This is a genomic window from Agrobacterium sp. NPDC090273 (genome assembly GCF_044772305.1).
Taxonomy (GTDB): Bacteria; Pseudomonadota; Alphaproteobacteria; order Rhizobiales; family Rhizobiaceae; genus Agrobacterium.
In genome coordinates, this window is the sequence record NZ_JBIVYN010000004.1 from 1 (window position 1) to 17,718 (window position 17,718).

The 17,718-nt window shown below is 57.7% G+C and carries 14 protein-coding genes; 10 read left to right on the top strand and 4 right to left on the bottom strand.

Features of this window, described 5'->3' with window-relative positions; genetic code table 11:
* The coding region (locus tag ACIQT8_RS12015; protein ID WP_400965444.1) for an NAD(P)-binding protein at positions 1–306 on the bottom strand (306 nt) is incomplete at its 3' end.
* Positions 307–780: 474 nt separating this feature from the next.
* Here ACIQT8_RS12015 and ACIQT8_RS12020 point away from each other — a divergent pair.
* The 3 genes from ACIQT8_RS12020 to ACIQT8_RS12030 all read left to right on the top strand — a co-directional run bounded on the left by ACIQT8_RS12020 (position 781) and on the right by ACIQT8_RS12030 (position 2,863).
* Positions 781–1,569 carry an SDR family oxidoreductase gene (locus tag ACIQT8_RS12020; protein WP_400965446.1) on the top strand — a complete coding sequence of 263 codons (789 nt, stop codon included), beginning with the start codon at positions 781–783 and terminating at the stop codon, positions 1,567–1,569.
* A 170-nt stretch (positions 1,570–1,739) separates the two neighbouring features.
* Positions 1,740–2,576, top strand: coding sequence for a hypothetical protein (locus tag ACIQT8_RS12025; RefSeq protein WP_400965449.1), 837 nt, complete (start codon positions 1,740–1,742; stop codon positions 2,574–2,576).
* A gap of 71 nt (positions 2,577–2,647) precedes the next feature.
* Positions 2,648–2,863, top strand: coding sequence for a hypothetical protein (locus ACIQT8_RS12030; protein WP_400965450.1), 216 nt, complete (start codon positions 2,648–2,650; stop codon positions 2,861–2,863).
* Between the two features lies 1 nt (position 2,864).
* Here the strand turns inward: ACIQT8_RS12030 and blaOXA are convergent, their stop codons facing one another.
* On the bottom strand, positions 2,865–3,674 hold the full coding sequence (blaOXA, locus tag ACIQT8_RS12035; RefSeq protein WP_400966321.1) for a class D beta-lactamase: 810 nt from the start codon (positions 3,672–3,674) through the stop codon (positions 2,865–2,867).
* Positions 3,675–3,827: 153 nt separating this feature from the next.
* Between blaOXA and ACIQT8_RS12040 the strand changes: the two genes are divergently transcribed.
* The 4 genes from ACIQT8_RS12040 to ACIQT8_RS12055 all read left to right on the top strand — a co-directional run bounded on the left by ACIQT8_RS12040 (position 3,828) and on the right by ACIQT8_RS12055 (position 7,434).
* Positions 3,828–4,721: a LysR substrate-binding domain-containing protein gene (locus ACIQT8_RS12040; protein ID WP_400965453.1), complete on the top strand. Its 894-nt coding sequence runs from the start codon at positions 3,828–3,830 to the stop codon at positions 4,719–4,721.
* A 142-nt stretch (positions 4,722–4,863) separates the two neighbouring features.
* On the top strand, positions 4,864–6,156 hold the full coding sequence (locus ACIQT8_RS12045; protein ID WP_400965456.1) for an Hsp70 family protein: 1,293 nt from the start codon (positions 4,864–4,866) through the stop codon (positions 6,154–6,156).
* 43 nt (positions 6,157–6,199) lie between these two features.
* Positions 6,200–7,090: a uracil-DNA glycosylase family protein gene (locus ACIQT8_RS12050; protein ID WP_400965459.1), complete on the top strand. Its 891-nt coding sequence runs from the start codon at positions 6,200–6,202 to the stop codon at positions 7,088–7,090.
* A 152-nt stretch (positions 7,091–7,242) separates the two neighbouring features.
* Positions 7,243–7,434, top strand: a complete 192-nt coding sequence (locus tag ACIQT8_RS12055) for a hypothetical protein (protein ID WP_138794907.1) — start codon at positions 7,243–7,245, stop codon at positions 7,432–7,434.
* A gap of 122 nt (positions 7,435–7,556) precedes the next feature.
* Here the strand turns inward: ACIQT8_RS12055 and ACIQT8_RS12060 are convergent, their stop codons facing one another.
* On the bottom strand, positions 7,557–8,495 hold the full coding sequence (locus ACIQT8_RS12060) for a DMT family transporter (protein ID WP_138794906.1): 939 nt from the start codon (positions 8,493–8,495) through the stop codon (positions 7,557–7,559).
* A gap of 434 nt (positions 8,496–8,929) precedes the next feature.
* Between ACIQT8_RS12060 and pepN the strand changes: the two genes are divergently transcribed.
* The 3 genes from pepN (at position 8,930) to ACIQT8_RS12075 (ending at position 14,602) form a co-directional block, all read left to right on the top strand.
* Positions 8,930–11,578 (top strand): aminopeptidase N, encoded by a 2,649-nt coding sequence (gene pepN, locus ACIQT8_RS12065; RefSeq protein WP_400965463.1) that lies wholly within the window; start codon positions 8,930–8,932, stop codon positions 11,576–11,578.
* A gap of 306 nt (positions 11,579–11,884) precedes the next feature.
* The gene (locus ACIQT8_RS12070) at positions 11,885–12,022 is read left to right on the top strand and encodes a hypothetical protein (RefSeq protein ID WP_400965466.1); all 138 of its coding nucleotides are present in this window, start codon (positions 11,885–11,887) and stop codon (positions 12,020–12,022) included.
* Between the two features lie 243 nt (positions 12,023–12,265).
* On the top strand, positions 12,266–14,602 hold the full coding sequence (locus ACIQT8_RS12075) for a PAS domain-containing sensor histidine kinase (RefSeq protein ID WP_400965469.1): 2,337 nt from the start codon (positions 12,266–12,268) through the stop codon (positions 14,600–14,602).
* A gap of 44 nt (positions 14,603–14,646) precedes the next feature.
* Here ACIQT8_RS12075 and ACIQT8_RS12080 read toward each other — a convergent pair whose 3' ends face one another.
* Entirely contained in the window at positions 14,647–17,616 is a 2,970-nt protein-coding gene (locus ACIQT8_RS12080; protein WP_400965472.1) for a bifunctional [glutamine synthetase] adenylyltransferase/[glutamine synthetase]-adenylyl-L-tyrosine phosphorylase, read from the bottom strand.
* Between the last annotated feature and the right edge of the window lie 102 nt (positions 17,617–17,718).

Sequence of the window (17,718 nt, forward strand, 5' to 3'; positions counted from 1 at the left end):
TGGCAGGCGGATCGAGCCGGCCGGGCCGAGCAACAGGAACTGATCGTCCTTGACCTCGGTCTTGAAGGGATGCCCCTCCTCCTCGCGCCAGCCCGGCAGCAGCCTGTCGATGCCGATCGGATCGACAACCGCACCCGAGAGGATGTGCGCGCCGACCTCGCCGCCCTTTTCCAGAACAACCACAGACAAATCCGGATCGATCTGTTTCAGACGGATCGCCGCAGAAAGGCCAGCGGGACCTGCACCAACAATCACGACATCGAATTCCATCGATTCCCGTTCAGGGAGTTCCATCGGTTCGGTCATTCTACCCTCTCACTCGCCGGTCCCTTCCGGCTGTTGTTTCCACCCATCGCGGCAACTGTCGATCCCGCGGTTCATCGCGAAATCAGATAGCTGCACCTTTCAAGGCAGCTTTATCGATGCCTTTTGTCTTCGCAAAGCATGACACACTTGTCGAGCTTCTATAGCGGCAAAACATGTCGTATGCCAGATATTTGTCAGACAACCTGATGACTAAGTTTGCGGTATTACCTTTACGTTCACGTAATAGTAAATTCACGCTGATTGTGCGTCAAGCGACCATACTATCGCAAATGAAGAGGCGATGAGAATGGGCACTTGGAAATCGAACCGATTAACCGCCGATCAGCAAAGCGTGATGCTAGCATCAAAAATAATCGGCACTCAAAAACCATTCGGGCTTGAACCAGCCTTCAAATGCGAGCCACCGCCACCTATAAACACTGTCATCTGCATTTCGGCATAAGGATATTCGTCATGGATCTCGGCATTTCCGGCAAACGCGCCCTTGTTCTCGCATCTTCGCGTGGGCTGGGCCTCGGCATAGCAACTGCTCTCGCCAAGGAAGGCGCAAACGTTCTTCTGGTTGGCAGAAGCGGTGAAAAGCTGGAGGCAAACTGCAAGGCAATCAATGCTCTCGGCAAAGGCAAGGCCGATTGGGTCTGGGGCGACCTTGCTGACGAAGGTTTCGTTGATGCCATGACGCAGGCGGTCAAGGAAAAGCTCGGCGGCATCGACATTCTCGTCAACAACACCGGCGGCCCTACCCCCGGCCTGGCACAGGAAATGACCGCCGACAAGCTTGATACCTTCTTTCAGTCCATGGTCTTGCGCGTCATTACCCTGACCAACACCCTGTTGCCGCAGATGAAGGAACAAGGCTGGGGCCGCATTCTGACCGTCGCGTCCTCTGGCGTTTTCGAGCCGATCCCCAACCTTGCCTTGTCCAACACGCTGCGCGGCGCCCTTGTCGGCTGGAACAAGACGCTTTCGAGTGAGGTCGCGGGCTTCGGCATCACGGCGAACATGTTGCTTCCGGGCCGCATCCACACCGACCGTATCGATGAACTCGATGGCGCAAACGCCAAGCGTCTCGGCAAGAGCGTCGAAGAAATCCGGGAAGCATCGGTCAAGACCATTCCCGCCGGACGGCTTGGCTCCGTCGAGGAATTTGGTGCCGCCGGAGCCTTTCTGTGCTCCCAGCCTGCCAGCTACATCACCGGCACGATGCTGCGCGTCGATGGCGGTGCATCGAAGTCGAACTGATAAAACAACAATTCTGGAGCCGAAACTTCGGCTCCAGAATAATTATTTCTGAAAATCATTATAAAAACCACAGATACCGGCACATTTTAACTAAATGCGAGTGCGCGACTGCACGCAATATTGAGGCGCGTGCGAATACGGACTGCCCATTATCAATTTGGCATTCCGACATGTTAGAAAACATCCTCCGACCGACCACCCCCGGCGCAACGTCGGGCAATCAGTCCAGTTCGACGCAGAACAGCAATACGTCGAACACCACAGCCAACCAGCCATCGAGCCCGTCGAACAGCGACAACCAGGCGGGCAGCACGCCGCCCACGTCCGCAGAAGAACAGGGCGACGAGCAGGACATCGATGATGGCACCTATTCTCCGGCGCCTTCGCAGTCCGACGATGCCGCAATTCCATCAGCCGAGCAGGAAGACTCTGCAAGCGACAACGGCGCTGCGCCGGTAGAATCACCCGACGAACAAGCTCCTGCAAACGAGGCCCCGGCAAACAACACCGAAAGCGATTCGTCCTCCGGACAAGATGGTACTGTGGGCACGCCAGCAGCGGAGCCGCAACCGAACGAACCATCTCCGACACCGACGGAAGGTCAGTCTCCCGGCTCAGAAACGAATACGTCCGAAGCTGGCAAGAATGGCGGAGCACAGGCACAGCAGCCCATGCCATCGACACAGTCTGGCGCTTCCAATCCGGCACCGGTCGCAAGCTCTCCGTCGACGCAGCCGACAACGGCGCCTGTTCGAAATACTGTGAACAGTGGTTCCGATGCGATGAGCGAAAGAGCTGCGTTGCGCCGCAGTCTGGCCGAAAAGGAAGCGGCACTCGAAGTTGCGCGCAACCGGGCAGTCGAAGCGCAACAGGATCGCATCATTCGCGGTCTCCTGGATGCAGCCGTCAACGGCAACACTTCCAAGGATGGCAACAACCTTCAGAGGCCGGGTGACAATGAAGACAGCCACGCCAACGTCGTGACCCGTTACTACGCGGAGACCTGACAAATCCATATGTGTCAGTTTCGCATGACATCGGCGACCTCCCTGCATTATGGTGCGGGGAGGTTATGCTTATGGGGTCTATGATGCGCGTGCTTCGAATTTCCCTCGGTGTCCTTGGCGTATTGCTTACGCTTATCGGCCTCGTCTGGATGGGACAGGGCAGCGGATATTTCCCCTACCCAGCCTCCAGCTTCATGATCGACCAGAGCCCGTGGATCTGGCGCGGAGCAATGGTTGCCATCGTCGGCCTGGTGCTGATCTTTTTGGTACGTCGCCTCGTACGCTGATTTATTTCACCAGCGCCGGCAGATCGGCAATCAACGAATCGCGCGTCACGAAGCTGATTGGTTCTTCGCGGCTCCAATCGGCGATGTTAAGCCGTGCGAACACAACACGCCGCTCCCCTTTATCTGCCCAGCCGACGAACCAGCCAAGCCAGGCATCACCATCCGGCTTGCCAGCCTTGTTGCGCATGCGACCGGAACCGGTCTTGCCATGCACCTGCCAACCATCGTCTGCGGCAAATTGCGGAATGACCGCCCGCGTCTTGTCAAATGCGGCTTTCGAGACCGGCAATTTTCCATTGATGAAACGGCGTACGAAATCAGCCTGCTGGTCACCGGAAATTTTCAGGGAAGACATCAGCCAGGATTCCGTCAAACCATCCGTCTGGCCCGGGATACCCTTCACATCAGCATTGCCGTATCCGAAATCGCGCACATAATCGGCGAACTTTTTCTGCCCCAGCTTTCTGGTGATTTCCTGCGAATACCAGACAATCGAGTCTTTTTCCCAGATCGTCGGGTCGACCGATTTCTGCTCACGCTTCGGCCGGTTCCACAGGCTCTTGTAGTTCCATCGCGGGGTCGTCGCATCTTTCAGGATACCTGCGTCATATCCCATGATAGCCAAAGGAAACTTGAATGTGGATTGCGGTGCAAATGCTTTTTCACATTTGCCATTGCGATGGAGCGCAGCGCCACTTTCGGCATCAAGAACAACCGTGCAATGCACCGGCTCTGCGGCAAGCACGTTACGAGATGGCAGGCAAGAGATTGATATCGCCACAAAAAATGCGGCGGTAAATCGTCTTGTCATCATGTTTCATTCTCCTTGGATTGGCGACCACTCAATGTCTGATCGTACCGATTTAGGCGCGTTTGCAGGCAAGCGACAAATGATGATATCTGCCGTAAGGCATGAATTAAACTTGGGCTTAAATGTCATAGCCCGTTGAATGGAGATGGCCGCATGGTCCGCCCCCACCTGCCGCTGAACGCTCTTCGCGCCTTTGAGGCTGCCGCACGCCACCTGAGCTTTACCCGCGCTGCGATAGAACTGTGCGTCACCCAGACTGCGATCAGCCATCAGGTGAAATTACTGGAGGAACGCCTCGGCGTAACGCTTTTCCGTCGTCTTCCCCGTGGCCTGATGATTACCGACGAAGGCTTGGCGTTGCTGCCAACCCTGCGTGATTCATTTGATCGTATGGCCGACATGCTGCAGCGCTTCGAGGATGGTCACCTTCAGGAGGTCCTGACCGTCGGCGCAGTTGGAACTTTCGCCGTCGGCTGGCTTTTGCCGCGCCTGCAGGAGTTTAACGAGCTTTACCCCTTCATCGATGTTCGCCTCTCGACCAACAACAACCGTGTCGACATCGCTGCAGAGGGGCTGGATTTTGCCATTCGTTTCGGCAATGGCGCCTGGCATGACACGGAGGCGGACGAGCTTTTTTCGGCACCACTCTCGGCGCTGTGCATTCCCACCATTGCCGAACAGCTTGAAGGCCCACAGGACATTGCCCAGCATACGCTCTTGCGCTCCTACCGCACGGACGAGTGGCCGGGCTGGTTCGAAGCGGCAGGCGTGGCGGCACCACGGATCAAAGGTATCGTCTTCGATTCATCCGTGCCGATGGTCGAGGCAGCCATGCAAGGTATCGGCATCGCACTTGCCCCGCCACTGATGTTCCAGCGCCAGCTTTCATCCGGCGATCTGGTGCAACCCTTCCCGGTCTATGTTTCCAAGGGGTGTTACTGGCTGACCCGTCTGAAGTCGCGCAGCGTCACGAAGGCCATGGCAACCTTTGCGGCCTGGATTGCAGCAAGAGCAGAGGCGATGCGGATGCCCCCGTCAAAAAACTGACGCCACGCGCTTGCTATTCACAATTGCCTGTGCGATCACGCGCCCTCTTCAAAACAGGCGGGCGCTTTTTTGCGTCCCTTTATCTGTCCGGATGCTCACTGGCTTCCGGCGCATCTCTTGTTGACACATAAGGATATCCGCTATGGCAAGGGCACTCGGCCTCGATTTCGGCACGACCAACACGGTCATGGCAATTTCCGATTCTGGCACCACCAGCCACTCCATGCGCTTCACCAGCAGTGCGGGAACGGCAGACAGCATGCGCACCGCTCTCTCCTTCATGAAGGATAACGCCCTTGGCGCCGCTGCCTTGCATGTGGAAGCAGGCCATGCCGCTATCCGCCAGTTCATCGACAATCCCGGCGATTGTCGTTTCCTGCAGTCGATCAAGACCTTCGCCGCATCCTCGTTGTTTCAGGGCACATTGATCTTCGCAAAGCGCCAGAGCTTCGAAGACTTGATGGAGGTGTTCCTGCGCAAGCTGAAGACCTATGCCGGAGACGAATGGCACAACGACGTTTCCACAGTCATCGCCGGACGTCCGGTACGCTTCGCAGGCACGAACCCGAATGAAGAACTGGCGCTGACCCGTTACAATGAAGCGCTGACACGCGCCGGTTTCCCGGAAATTCATTATGTCTATGAGCCTGTCGCAGCCGCCTATTACTTTGCGCAGAGCCTGAAGAAGGACGCCAATGTTCTGGTGGCCGACTTTGGCGGCGGCACCACCGACTATTCGCTGATCCGCTTCGAAACCCATGGCGGAAGGCTTTCGGCAACGCCAATCGGCCACTCGGGTGTCGGCATTGCCGGTGACCATTTCGATTTCCGCATGATCGACAACCTCGTCTCGCCGGAAATCGGCAAAGGCAGCAAGTTCAAAAGCTTCGACAAGGTTCTCGACGTCCCCTCGGGTTACTACGTCAATTTCGGCCGCTGGAACCAGTTGTCGATCTTCAAGACCTCGAAAGAGTTTTCCGATCTGAAATCGCTGGTCCGTTCAGCGATAGAGCCGGAAAAGCTGGAGATGTTCATCGATCTGGTCGAGCACGATGAGGGCTATCCCCTTTATCAGGCCATCTCCGCAACCAAGATGGCGCTGTCGTCTCAGGAAGAGGCAGAGTTCAACTTTGCCCCGCTCGGCAAAGCTGGACGCAAGACCGTCAAGCGGAGCGATTTCAACAACTGGATCTCCGAAGACCTCGGCAAGATCGAGGAAGCGCTGGACGAGGTTCTGGTCAAGACCAACACCGCGCCTGACGCCATCGACAAGGTGTTCCTGACTGGCGGCACGTCGTTCGTGCCAGCCGTCCGCGAGCTTTTCACCCGTCGTTTCGGTACGGACAAGATCGAAAGCGGCGGCGAAATGCTGTCCATCGCCCACGGTCTCGCCATGATCGGCGAAAGCGGAGACATTGAACGCTGGACAGCGTGATTTACGGGTTTCGCCGGGCCGGGACTTGGGATAGTTTTCCCTCATGATTTCGGCCCACGACCTCTCCCCGGCAGAACTTGCCGCGCTTCTGCATTTCCATGCGGATGCGGGCGTGGACTGGCTTCTCGAAGACCAGTCGATTAACCGTTTCGCGGAATTTGCGACAAGCCGCCCGGCACGATCAACGGCGAGGCAGGAAGCTCCCCAGGGCGACCGTCAGGGCAATGATCGACCGGCAGGCTCGGCCGAACCATCGCGACGGCCGGCAGCCGCTTCGGGCAGAGCTGCGCCGCCCACTCCCGCCATTCAACAGAATGTCGCCGTTCCGGACGAGCAGGTCGTGGCGGCTGCACGCTTTGCGGCCGAAAGCGCCCGCTCCATCGAAGAACTCAAGACTGCTGTGGAAGCCTTCAACGGCTGCAACCTGAAGAACAGCGCGCGCAGCACCGTCTTCGCAGAAGGTAGCCCTGCCTCCGGCATCATGGTGATCGGCTCCATGCCCGACGCCGACGATGATCGTGAAGGCATTCCATTTGCCGGCAAAACCGGGTTGCTGCTTGAGCGCATGCTGGCGGCAATCGGGCTCGAGCGCAGCGGTATCGTGCTCGGCAATGTCGTCCCCTGGCGCCCCCCGGGCAATCGCCAGCCGACTCAGGCGGAAATGGACATTTGCCGCCCGTTCATCGAGCGTCAAATCGCGCTTTACGAGCCAAAACACCTGTTGCTTCTTGGCAACTTTACCGCACGTTTCTTCTTTGGCGGCAGCGGAACCATTCATACCATGCGCGGACAGTGGCGGGATGTCGCCGCCGCGCACCTTGTTTTGCCCGCCCTTGCCAGCCTGCATCCGCAGGAACTTTTGAACGCCCCCGCTTCCAAGTCATTGTCCTGGCAGGATTTATTGGCATTCAGGGCGCGTATCACGCAATCGTAAATGCCTCCTTTCTGCTCAATGTAAATGATTTGTGAAAAAAGCCATGCATTTTGCGCATAACAGCGGCGCATTTGCCTTGCTTGCCGAATCCATGCTGCGCTGCGATATATCCCGCCATGTCTTGGGAGGAAAAGGTTTAAGGAACCAAGGCAATGACCACTCGCTTCCGTCCGGTGCATTCCGGCTTTGAAACGCTTCGTCTGGCGGGCCTCAGCCCCCGTTCGAGCAATGGCTATCATCGTTTTGGCGCTGCCGCCAATGAACAGATGACGGCTCGCGCTGCTGCGCAGCAGGTTCGCGTTACGCGTCCTTCTGCTGTTTTTGCGGATTTTCGCGAACGCTAAGATTGTTTGATCGGCGACCTGCCGATGCGACATGAAGAACTGCGCTGTGGCGTCTTTCTCCGGAAAGGCGCCTTTTGCATTTCAAGACACACTACAGGCTGACGGCAACCCCAAAAGGAAATTCATCCCTGTGGCGTCGAGGCTTTGCGCGCCGCTTTTCTGGCGAGACCAAGCTGGTGCTCGCGAAGGATGATGAAAATACCGGCCATGATGACAATCGCCGTACCGATAAGCATCGTTGTTGTCGGAATATCACCAAACAGAACGTAGGACACGGCAATTCCGAAGACGATGGAGCTGTATTCGAAAGGCGCGATGATCGAGACTTCGGCGTGCCGGTAGCTTTCCGTCAAAAAGATCTGCGCCACGCCACCACAGATGCCGCTGCCAATCAACAGGGCCGCCTGCTGGGGATTGAGCCACAACCAGCCGAATGGCACGCTGACCAAGGACAGCAAGGCTGCCGTCAGCGAGAAGTACAGGACAATGGTTGGCGTCTTTTCCGTTTCGACCAGTTGCCGTACCTGGATCATTGCCAGGCCACCCAGCGCGGCGCCGACAAGAACGGCAATCGCCGCCGTCCCCTCGCCCGCAGCGAACCCGCCTTCACGCAGCAACGTCATTTTCGGCCACAGAATGACTAGGACGCCGACCATGCCGATAGCGACAGCGCTCCAGCGATAGACCCTGACCTTTTCCCGCAGGATAAGCGAGGCAAACACCACGGCGAGCAATGGCGAGGCATAACCGATGGCGATGAACTCCGGCAAGGGCAGCAATGTAAGACCATAAAAACCGCAGGCCATCGACAGGATGCCGAGAAAACCGCGCTTGAAATGGCCCGCAAGATTGTTGGTATGTAATGCACTTGCCAATGCGTGCAGCCAGGCCAGATAGACGACGATCGGGACAATGGCGAAAGCCGAGCGGAAGAAAGTTATCTGCCCCGGAGGCACATCCGGCCCTGACGCCTTGATGCAGGTCTGCATCATGAGAAAGAAGCCGACCGAAATCAGCTTCATGGAAATCCCGCGAACGGGACTATAGGCATCGGCGCTCATCGGCAGTTACTCATATCGTCTGCACAAAACGCCATCGAAGATTTTTTCGCACGAAAAGGACGACGCAAGGGGGGAATTGAATTTCCGCAAAGCTAGAACAAATGTGCCACCGCTTCACATCAAAAATCGTTATCCATCCATGAATTCGGTTGATTGCTTATGCGAGACGGCAGTCCTTGAAATGCAACCGACGCCAACCTTGAAAATTTTCATAAAAATCAAAACAACTTCAGCAATCGTTCAACATTTGCTGCCATGGTCCGCAGAAACCAGCGGCCAGAGGACAAACTACACTGCGGGTTTGATCCTCTTTCCGGGGACAGAATGTCCCGCGACGCTCACATGAACGTGACGAGTACTTCCGTATTTTACATTCAGGCTTTGTGACGACATGATGCCTGGCCGACGATCGACAGAATTATTCAGGAATAGTCATGCGAACAGATACGGGCCAGGTCGTTCACCTGGCAGATTACCGCCCTACCGATTTCGTTCTTGAGCGCGTGGATCTCACTTTCGAACTCGACCCCAAGAATACCAAGGTCGAGGCCCGTCTGATTTTCCATAGACGAGAAGGCGCGGAAAAGACCGCCCCTCTGATCCTGGATGGCGACGAACTGAAGCTGTCGAGTGTCCTCCTGGACCAGATCGAGCTTCCCGCTTCGCAATATGACGCAACGCCGGAAAGCCTGACGATCCGCGATCTGCCGGAAGAAACGCCGTTCGAGATCTGCGTGACAAACTACATCAATCCGCAGGTGAATACGCAGCTTATGGGGCTTTACCGCACCAATGGCGTTTATTGCACCCAGTGCGAAGCCGAAGGCTTCCGCCGGATTACCTATTTCCCCGATCGTCCTGACGTTCTGGCACCTTATACCGTGACAATCATCGCGGCGAAGGAAGGCAATCCGCTGCTGCTGTCGAACGGCAACTTCCTTGGCGGCGGCAACTACGACGAAGGCCGGCACTTCGCTGCCTGGTTCGATCCGCATCCGAAACCCAGCTATCTCTTCGCGCTTGTCGCAGGCGACCTCGGCGTTGTGGAGGACACCTTCACCACCATGTCCGGCCGCGATGTCGCGCTGAAGATCTATGTCGAGCACGGCAAGGAGCCGCGCGCAACCTATGCCATGGACGCGTTGAAGCGTTCGATGAAGTGGGATGAAGAGCGCTTCGGTCGCGAATACGACCTCGATATCTTCATGATCGTCGCCGTTTCCGATTTCAACATGGGCGCGATGGAAAACAAGGGGCTCAATGTCTTCAACGACAAGTTCGTGCTGGCAGACCCCGAAACCGCAACCGATGCGGACTATGCCAATATCGAACGCATCATCGCGCACGAATATTTTCATAACTGGACCGGCAACCGCATTACCTGCCGCGACTGGTTTCAGCTTTGCCTCAAGGAAGGCCTGACCGTTTATCGCGATCAGGAATTTTCATCCGACATGCGGTCGCGACCGGTCAAGCGCATTGCCGATGTGCGTCACCTGAAGTCCGAACAGTTCCCTGAAGACTCCGGTCCGCTGGCTCATCCGCCGCGCCCGGACAGCTATCGTGAAATCAACAACTTCTACACCACGACCGTCTACGAAAAGGGTGCTGAAGTCACCCGCATGATCGCGACGATCCTCGGTGAAGGTGATTTCAAGAAAGGCATGGACCTATACTTTGAGCGCCATGATGGTGAAGCAGCGACGGTCGAGGATTTCGTCAAGAGCTTTGCCGATGCCAGTGGCCGTGACCTGACACAGTTTGCACTGTGGTACACCGAGGCCGGAACGCCGCTTGTTGCCGCATCGACGGACTACGATTCTGCCACCTCCACGTTCAAACTGTCGCTGGAGCAGACTATTTCTCCGACACCCGGCCAGCCGGTCAAGCAGCCACGGCATATTCCTCTGTCGCTGGCGCTGATCCTCGACAATGGTCAGATCGCCGAACCGAAGTCCGTTGAGGGCGGTGACTACCGTGACGGTGTGCTGCACCTGACTGAGCGTCGCCAGACTTTCACCTTCTCCGGCATCTCATCGCGGCCGGTCGTTTCAATCAATCGCAGCTTCTCTGCACCCGTGAACATCGACTTCGTGCAGCGGCCTGCTGATCTCGTGCAGATTGCCCGGCACGAAACGGATATGTTTGCCCGCTTCCAGGCTCTGACAGAGCTGGCCTTGCCGGCGCTGATTGCCGCCACGAAAGCCATCCATGCCGGTGGTGATGTTGTTGCGGATGCCGACCTCATCGCGACGCTGATCGAAGTCGCCGGTGACGAGAGCCTCGAACCCGCCTTCCGGGCGCAGGCGCTTGCGCTGCCCAGTGAAACGGACATTGCCCGTGAACTCGGTCGTAACACGGACCCTGACGCCATTCACAAGGCGCGTAACGCAACAATCGCTGCCATAGCCAAGGCTGGTATTGCCACGTTCACCGGGCTGTTTGAAACCTATGGCAACGAAGGCGCCTACAGCCCCGACGCCGAGAATGCCGGTCGCCGGTCGCTGCGTAACAGCGCCTTGAACTACCTGGCTTTTGCCGAGGAAACGCCGGATCGTGCAGCCCGGGCCTATGCAACGGCTGGCAACATGACCGACCTCGCTCATGCCCTGAGCGTTTTGACGCAACGCTTCCCCGAGCAACCACAGACCGTCGAGGCTCTTGCAGACTTCGAAGGTCGCTTTGCGGATAACGCACTGGTGCTGGACAAGTGGTTCTCGCTGCAGGCCGCAATTCCGGGTGAAGGCGCACTGGAACGGATCAAGGGACTGATGGCGTCGAAGCATTTCATCCCGTCCAACCCCAACCGCGTTCGCTCGCTGGTCGGAACACTGGCCTTCGGCAATCCCACCGGTTTCCACCGACCGGATGGCGCTGCCTATCGTTTCCTGGCAGAGCAGATCATCGCCATCGACACACGCAACCCGCAGCTTGCGGCACGTCTTCTGACATCGATGCGCTCCTGGCGTTCCCTCGAAGCCAATCGCGGAGAAAAGGCAAAAGCGGCTCTCTCGCAGATCGCTGAAACCAAAGGGTTGTCGGCCGATGTCGGCGATATCGTCGAGCGTATCCTGAAGGGCTGATAGCGAGCAAAAGCGCATCGCCCAGACATGACAGAGAACGTATTCCGCCGCCTTGATCCCAATCAAGGCGGCGGATTTGTTTCTTCAGCCCGATCACGCTGACAGCACGATCGGGTGGCGAAATTCATATGTGACATGTCCCAAATCGGCACATTGCTCCAGCGCCTCATCGCCGGAACCCCACGGCAGGTCGCCTGAGTTGAAGCTATCCAAAATCTTTGGAGCGGCCTTGATGCTCGATCCGAAAACGCAGTGCGTGATCTATATCGGTCTTCTTGCAGCGTTCAGTTGGATGGGGCCCCTGCCTTGCACAGTCTCGAGGCCAAAGTGCTCGCGGCGAACCGCGAGGACGTCGTCAGCGCCTTAGTGGCGAGGCTTCCGGCCGCAGGCAATGGTGTTGTCCAGACGCTGGAGCCTGCTCTCTATGCCTATTCGCAAGCGTGAAAAATCGTTTCCGGCTACGCGTCCTGTTCGCAGAAAAGCGATGCGTCGGCGTCCTGTTTTTCGGCAACGACAGCGACGGTGAAATCACCTCTCCGATCGACGTGAAAAAATGCGGAGTCGGTTCAAAGGGTTAAAATTCTTTTAACTTCTCCCTCTGGACACGGAGAATCGCAAATGATTCATTAAGGCAGATTCGGGCGGCGGCGCTTCGAATTCCATGAGGGACAATCACAAGGCGGGACAATGACGAACGTGCGGCGGGCGACTGCGGGCGATGAGCGGCCGTATGCCAAATTTTCAGACTTTGCGGCCTGGGGAGAGCGCCTCTCCAGTGATCTGATGGGTCTGATGGATGGCGACGAGCGGCGAATTCCGCAGGTTGAGAGCCTGCTCAAGCGTTTGATTCCTATTCTTATTCTGGCGTTCCTCGTTGTCGTTGCGGCATCGCGCGTGCTTGGTATCGTTTCCGAATACAGCCGCATGGAGGAAGCTGCCCGCCACAGCACGGCCTTGACCGCGCTTACGGCAAAGGCCGCCCTACTCAACAATGGCAAGGTTTTCGCCGTGCAGGATCGCACGCCCGCGGAAACAAGCCTGCTGGCCGCGTTGCCGCCGGGCAGTCTTGCCGATGGGACCCTGGTTCTGCTCTCAGGCAGCAATGGCCGGATCTTTGCCGGTGCAGGCAAGCAAGCGCCGCTTTACATTGGCACCGCCCTTCCCGCTCTGCTGCCGGAAATTGCTATCGTCCAGCGCTTTCCGGGTGCACCCGGCACCGTCGAGACCACGATCGACGGCATCCAGCACTACGCCACGATGATCCCGTTCGGCAGCGACGGCAGCATGGTGATTGCCGCCAGGTCGCTTGAGCCGATCCGCTCTTTCTGGCGCAGCGAAATTGCCATGAACGTGACGCTGTTCGCAGGCATTTCCGCCATCCTGCTCGTTATCCTCTACGCCTACTACATGCAGGTCAGACGCGCCCGCGATGCGGACGATATTTTTGCAGAATCCAACCTGCGGGTTGAGACCGCGCTGTCGCGCGGCCGGTGCGGTCTCTGGGATTTCGACCTGTCCACCCGGCGCATGTTCTGGTCGGGATCGCTCTATGAAATTCTGGGCATGCCGCCGAAGGCAGCGCCCCTGTCCTTCTCCGACGCCGCCCGCATGATGCATTCCGAGGACGGCAACCTCTATGAACTCGCCCGCGCTGTGGGTTGTGGCAACCTTCGCCAGATCGACCAGATCTTCCGCATGCGCCACTCCAAGGGACATTATGTCTGGCTGCGCGCCCGTGCCCAGGTCATTCGCACGAACAATGGTCCGCGTGTGATCGGCATCGCCATGGATGTCACCGAGCAGCACCGTCTGGCACAACGTTATGCAGAGGCCGATCAGCGCCTCGCCGACGCGATCGAATCCACCTCGGAAGCCTTCGTTCTCTGGGACAAGAACGACCGTCTGGTGATGTGCAACACCCATTACCAGCAGGCTTACGGTCTGCCGGACAGCGTTCTCGTCGCTGGCACCGAAAAGGCTGTCCTGCTGGCTGCCGCCTCGCGTCCGGTTACAGAACGCCGCGTTGCCGATCCGGATCAATCCGGCCTCTCCCGCACCATGGAAGTGCAGCTCGCCGATGATCGCTGGCTGCAGATCAACGAACGCCGTACCCGCGACGGCGGGCTTGTCTCTGTCGGTACCGACATCTCGCTTCTCAAGCGCCATCAGGAGCGCCTGCGCGAATCCGAGCGTCGCCTGATGGCAACGATTGGCGATCTCTCGGCCTCGCAACACAAACTGGAGCGCCAGAAGACAGAGCTATCTGCGGTCAACGCCAATTACCTGTCAGAAAAAGAACGCGCAGAGGCTGCCAACAAGGCGAAGTCAGAGTTCCTTGCCAATATGAGCCATGAACTGCGCACGCCGCTCAACGCCATCCTGGGCTTTTCCGAAATCCTCCTGGCGGAAATGTTCGGTCCGGTGGGCTCACCGAAGTATTCCGAATATGCGCGCGACATCCACGACAGCGGCAAACACCTGCTGAACGTCATCAACGACATTCTCGACATGTCGAAGATCGAAGCAGGACATATGCGCATCAACCGCGAGACGGTCGATCTTGCTCCGCTGATCGAGGAAACGCTGCGGCTTACCGCCATTCAGGCGGAACAGAAGGCCATTACCGTTCACCAGCGCGTCTGCTCAGGCCTGACCATGCACGGCGACCGCCGTGCCATGAAGCAGATCATGCTGAACCTTTTGTCCAATGCCGTGAAGTTCACGGGAGACGGCGGTCACATCGCGCTTCGCACCCACGTTCATGAAGCCGCCCTTATGCTGACAATTGCCGATACAGGCATCGGCATTCCCGCCAAGGCGCTCGACAAGATTGGCCAACCTTTCGAACAGGTACAAAGCCAATATGCCAAGAGCCAGGGCGGTTCAGGTCTCGGCCTCGCCATTTCGCGCTCACTCGTCAAGCTGCATGGTGGCACGATGAAAATCCGCTCCTGCGAGGGCAAGGGCACGGTGGTCACGATTGTCATTCCCCATGCCGAGGCGCGTTGCGGCACGAAGCATTGATATCGCAACGGCAGAAATGGGCTTCCGTTCAAGACGTTGGCCCGTCAGCCGCCATTCTTGACCGTTGACTGATAGGCTTTGCGTACCGCCTTCGACAGTCGCTTCACCTCACCTTCCAGGGTCTGAATATTGGGGCAATCTCCCGCACGGCAGACAAGGTCGACCAGACCTGCCGGGGCTTCCTTCGGATTGAAGCCGCCATCGATACACAGACGGACGATCTGCGAAATTTCCGTGTAAAGCGCCATCGCCTTCATGCAGTCGTCGAAGGCCATCGGGTCCATTGTTCCCGCTGCCATGGCCTGAAGCGCTTCACGTGTACTCAGGCCGGGCTTGTGCGCAGGCAGTCCCTTGGCGGGTCCGACCAACGCCAGAAATTGCGCGATGAACTCCAGATCGATCAGACCACCGGGGATAAGCTTGAAGTCCCAGATGTTTTCCGGCGGTTTTTCCTGCTCAATCAGCGAGCGCATTTCAAGAACATCTGCGGAGACTTTCGACACATCCCGTTTCTCGGATAGGATTGACGCAACGATCTTTCCGGCATCCTCGATCAACGAGGCGTCGCCGCAGATGAGCCTTGCGCGCGACAGGGCCATATGCTCCCAAGTCCAGGCCTCCGTGCGCTGATACTTCTCAAAGGCTGCGATGCGTGTCGCGACCGGACCTTTGTTGCCCGAAGGGCGAAGGCGCATGTCGACTTCATAGAGCACCCCCTCCGCCGTCGGGGCGGAAAGTGCCGAGATCAGCCTTTGTGTGACACGGGTGAAGTAGCGCACGGCATCGAGCGGTTTGGCACCGGTCGATTCATGTGCGGTGTCGTCGTAGTCATAAAGCAGGATCAGATCGACATCCGAACCTGCTGTGAGTTCGAACGAACCAAGCTTGCCCATGCCCATGACAGCAACGCGGCCACCGGGATATTGACCATGCGCTGTTTCCATTTCCGCCAGCACTGCTTTCAGTGCCGCCTCGATCACCAGATCGGCAAGATGAGTAAAAGCGCGGGCGGCAATATCGCCATGGATGGCGTCAGTCAGCAGTCGCACACCGATCAGGAAGCGTTGTTCGGCGGCGAAGATGCGCAGCCGATCCAGAACGTCCTCGTAGTGAACCGCAGAAGACAGGAAATTGTCCATGCGGGCAGCAAGATAATCGCGCGTCGGAATATCGCTCATCAGAGCGGGATCAAGCATGCCATCGAACACATGTGGACGGGCCGCGATGATTTCGGCAAGCCTTGGCGCAGAAGACATGATCGTTACCAGCAGCGACAGAAGTGCCGGATTGTTGCCGAGCAACGAAAAGAGCTGGATACCCGCAGGCAGGCCGGAGAGGAAATTGTCGAACCGCAGTAGCGCCTCATCCGCGCGTGTGCTTTCACCAAAGGCTTTCAGCAGGTCCGGCGTCAATTCCGTCAGTCGCTCGCGTGCTTCCACAGATTGCGTTGCCCGATAGCGGCCATTGTGCCAGGTGCGGATGACGCGGGAAATATCTTCCGGCCGTTGGAAACCAAGCGAAGCCAAGGTCTTCAGCGTATCCGGGTCGTCTTTCTGGCCGGTGAAAACCAGATTGCCACCATCGCCTGAGAGCTTCACTTCCTGTTTAAACAGGGCAGAGTATTTGCGCTCCACCAGACGCAACACACCCTCGAGCTTTTCGGCGAAGGCCTTGGTATCGGCAAAACCAAGCATGAAGGCGATGCGTTTCAGTTCGGACTCGCTGTCCGGCAAGGTGTGGGTCTGCTCGTCCCGTACCATCTGGATGCGGTGTTCCACCTCACGCAGAAACCAGTAAGCGTCCGCCAGACTATCGCGGGTTTCCGGATCGATCCATTTCGCTTCGGTCAAGGCAGCCAGCGCCTGCTCGGTGGAGTGGACGCGCAATGCCGGCATACGACCGCCGGCAATCAACTGCTGCGTCTGGGCGAAGAACTCTATTTCGCGAATACCGCCACGCCCGAGCTTGACGTTGTGCCCCTTCACGGCAATCGCGCCATGTCCCTTGTGGGCATGGATTTGCCGCTTGATCGAATGGATGTCGGCAATCGCCGCATAATCAAGATATTTGCGGAAGATGAACGGCGTCAGTTCGCGCAGGAAGTTGGCGCCTGCCTTCAGATCGCCTGCAACCGGACGCGCCTTGATGTAGGCGGCGCGCTCCCAGTTCTGACCCCGGCCCTCGTAATAGGTCAGCGCTGCTTCAACCGGAATGGCAAGGGGCGTCGAGCCGGGGTCCGGGCGAAGTCGCAAATCGGTGCGGAACACATAACCGTCCGCGGTGCGCTCCTGCATGATGCGGACGAGACGGCGCATCATGCGACCAAAATTCTCGGTCGCATCGAGCGGGTCTTTCATGATGCCTGCGGACGGCTCGAAAAAGACAACTGCGTCGATATCGGATGAATAGTTCAGTTCGTGCGCGCCGAGTTTGCCCATTCCGAGAACGATCAGGCCCGAACTTTCGCTCGGTGCAGCCACATCCTTGAGGACCAGTTTTCCGCCCTCGTGCGCTGCAAGCAGAAGATGGTCGATGGCGGCTGAGAGCGACGCATCCGCCATATCGCTCAACCAGCGCGTTGTGTCGCGGGCGGTGAAGATCCGTGCGAGATCGGCAAGTGCGGCGATGAAGGAAAGCCGGCGTTTGGCGATACGAAGCCTCGACATGACTTCGTTTTCAACAGGGGTTCCCGCATCTTCCGCAGGCTTCCAGCTATCGCGCGCTTCCTCCACCAGCGTTGCGAGCAGTGGCTCAACCGGACCAGATATGGCAAGCGTCAGCAAACCTTCGTCCGCCGTGGCCATGTCACGCAGATAAGGCGAAAGAGTAAAGGCGTTGGCAATGAAGGTCTTGAGCGTGCTTTCTCCCGCAAGCAGATCCGCCACAGCGGGTTCGCTACGACCGATGTCCTTCAGCGTCGACAACACCGACTTCAGTTCGGCCTGCGTATAAGGGCGGATCACATCCGGCTGAACGTCACCAAGCCATTTGCCTTCGGCATTTGTCTTCTGCACTGTCTCTCTCCCTGCCTGCAGGGTCCCATACCTGCATATCGTCCCTACCGCATCGGAGCGAAAATCCAAATCGATTTCCGCTCACCGGGTGAGATGAGCCGC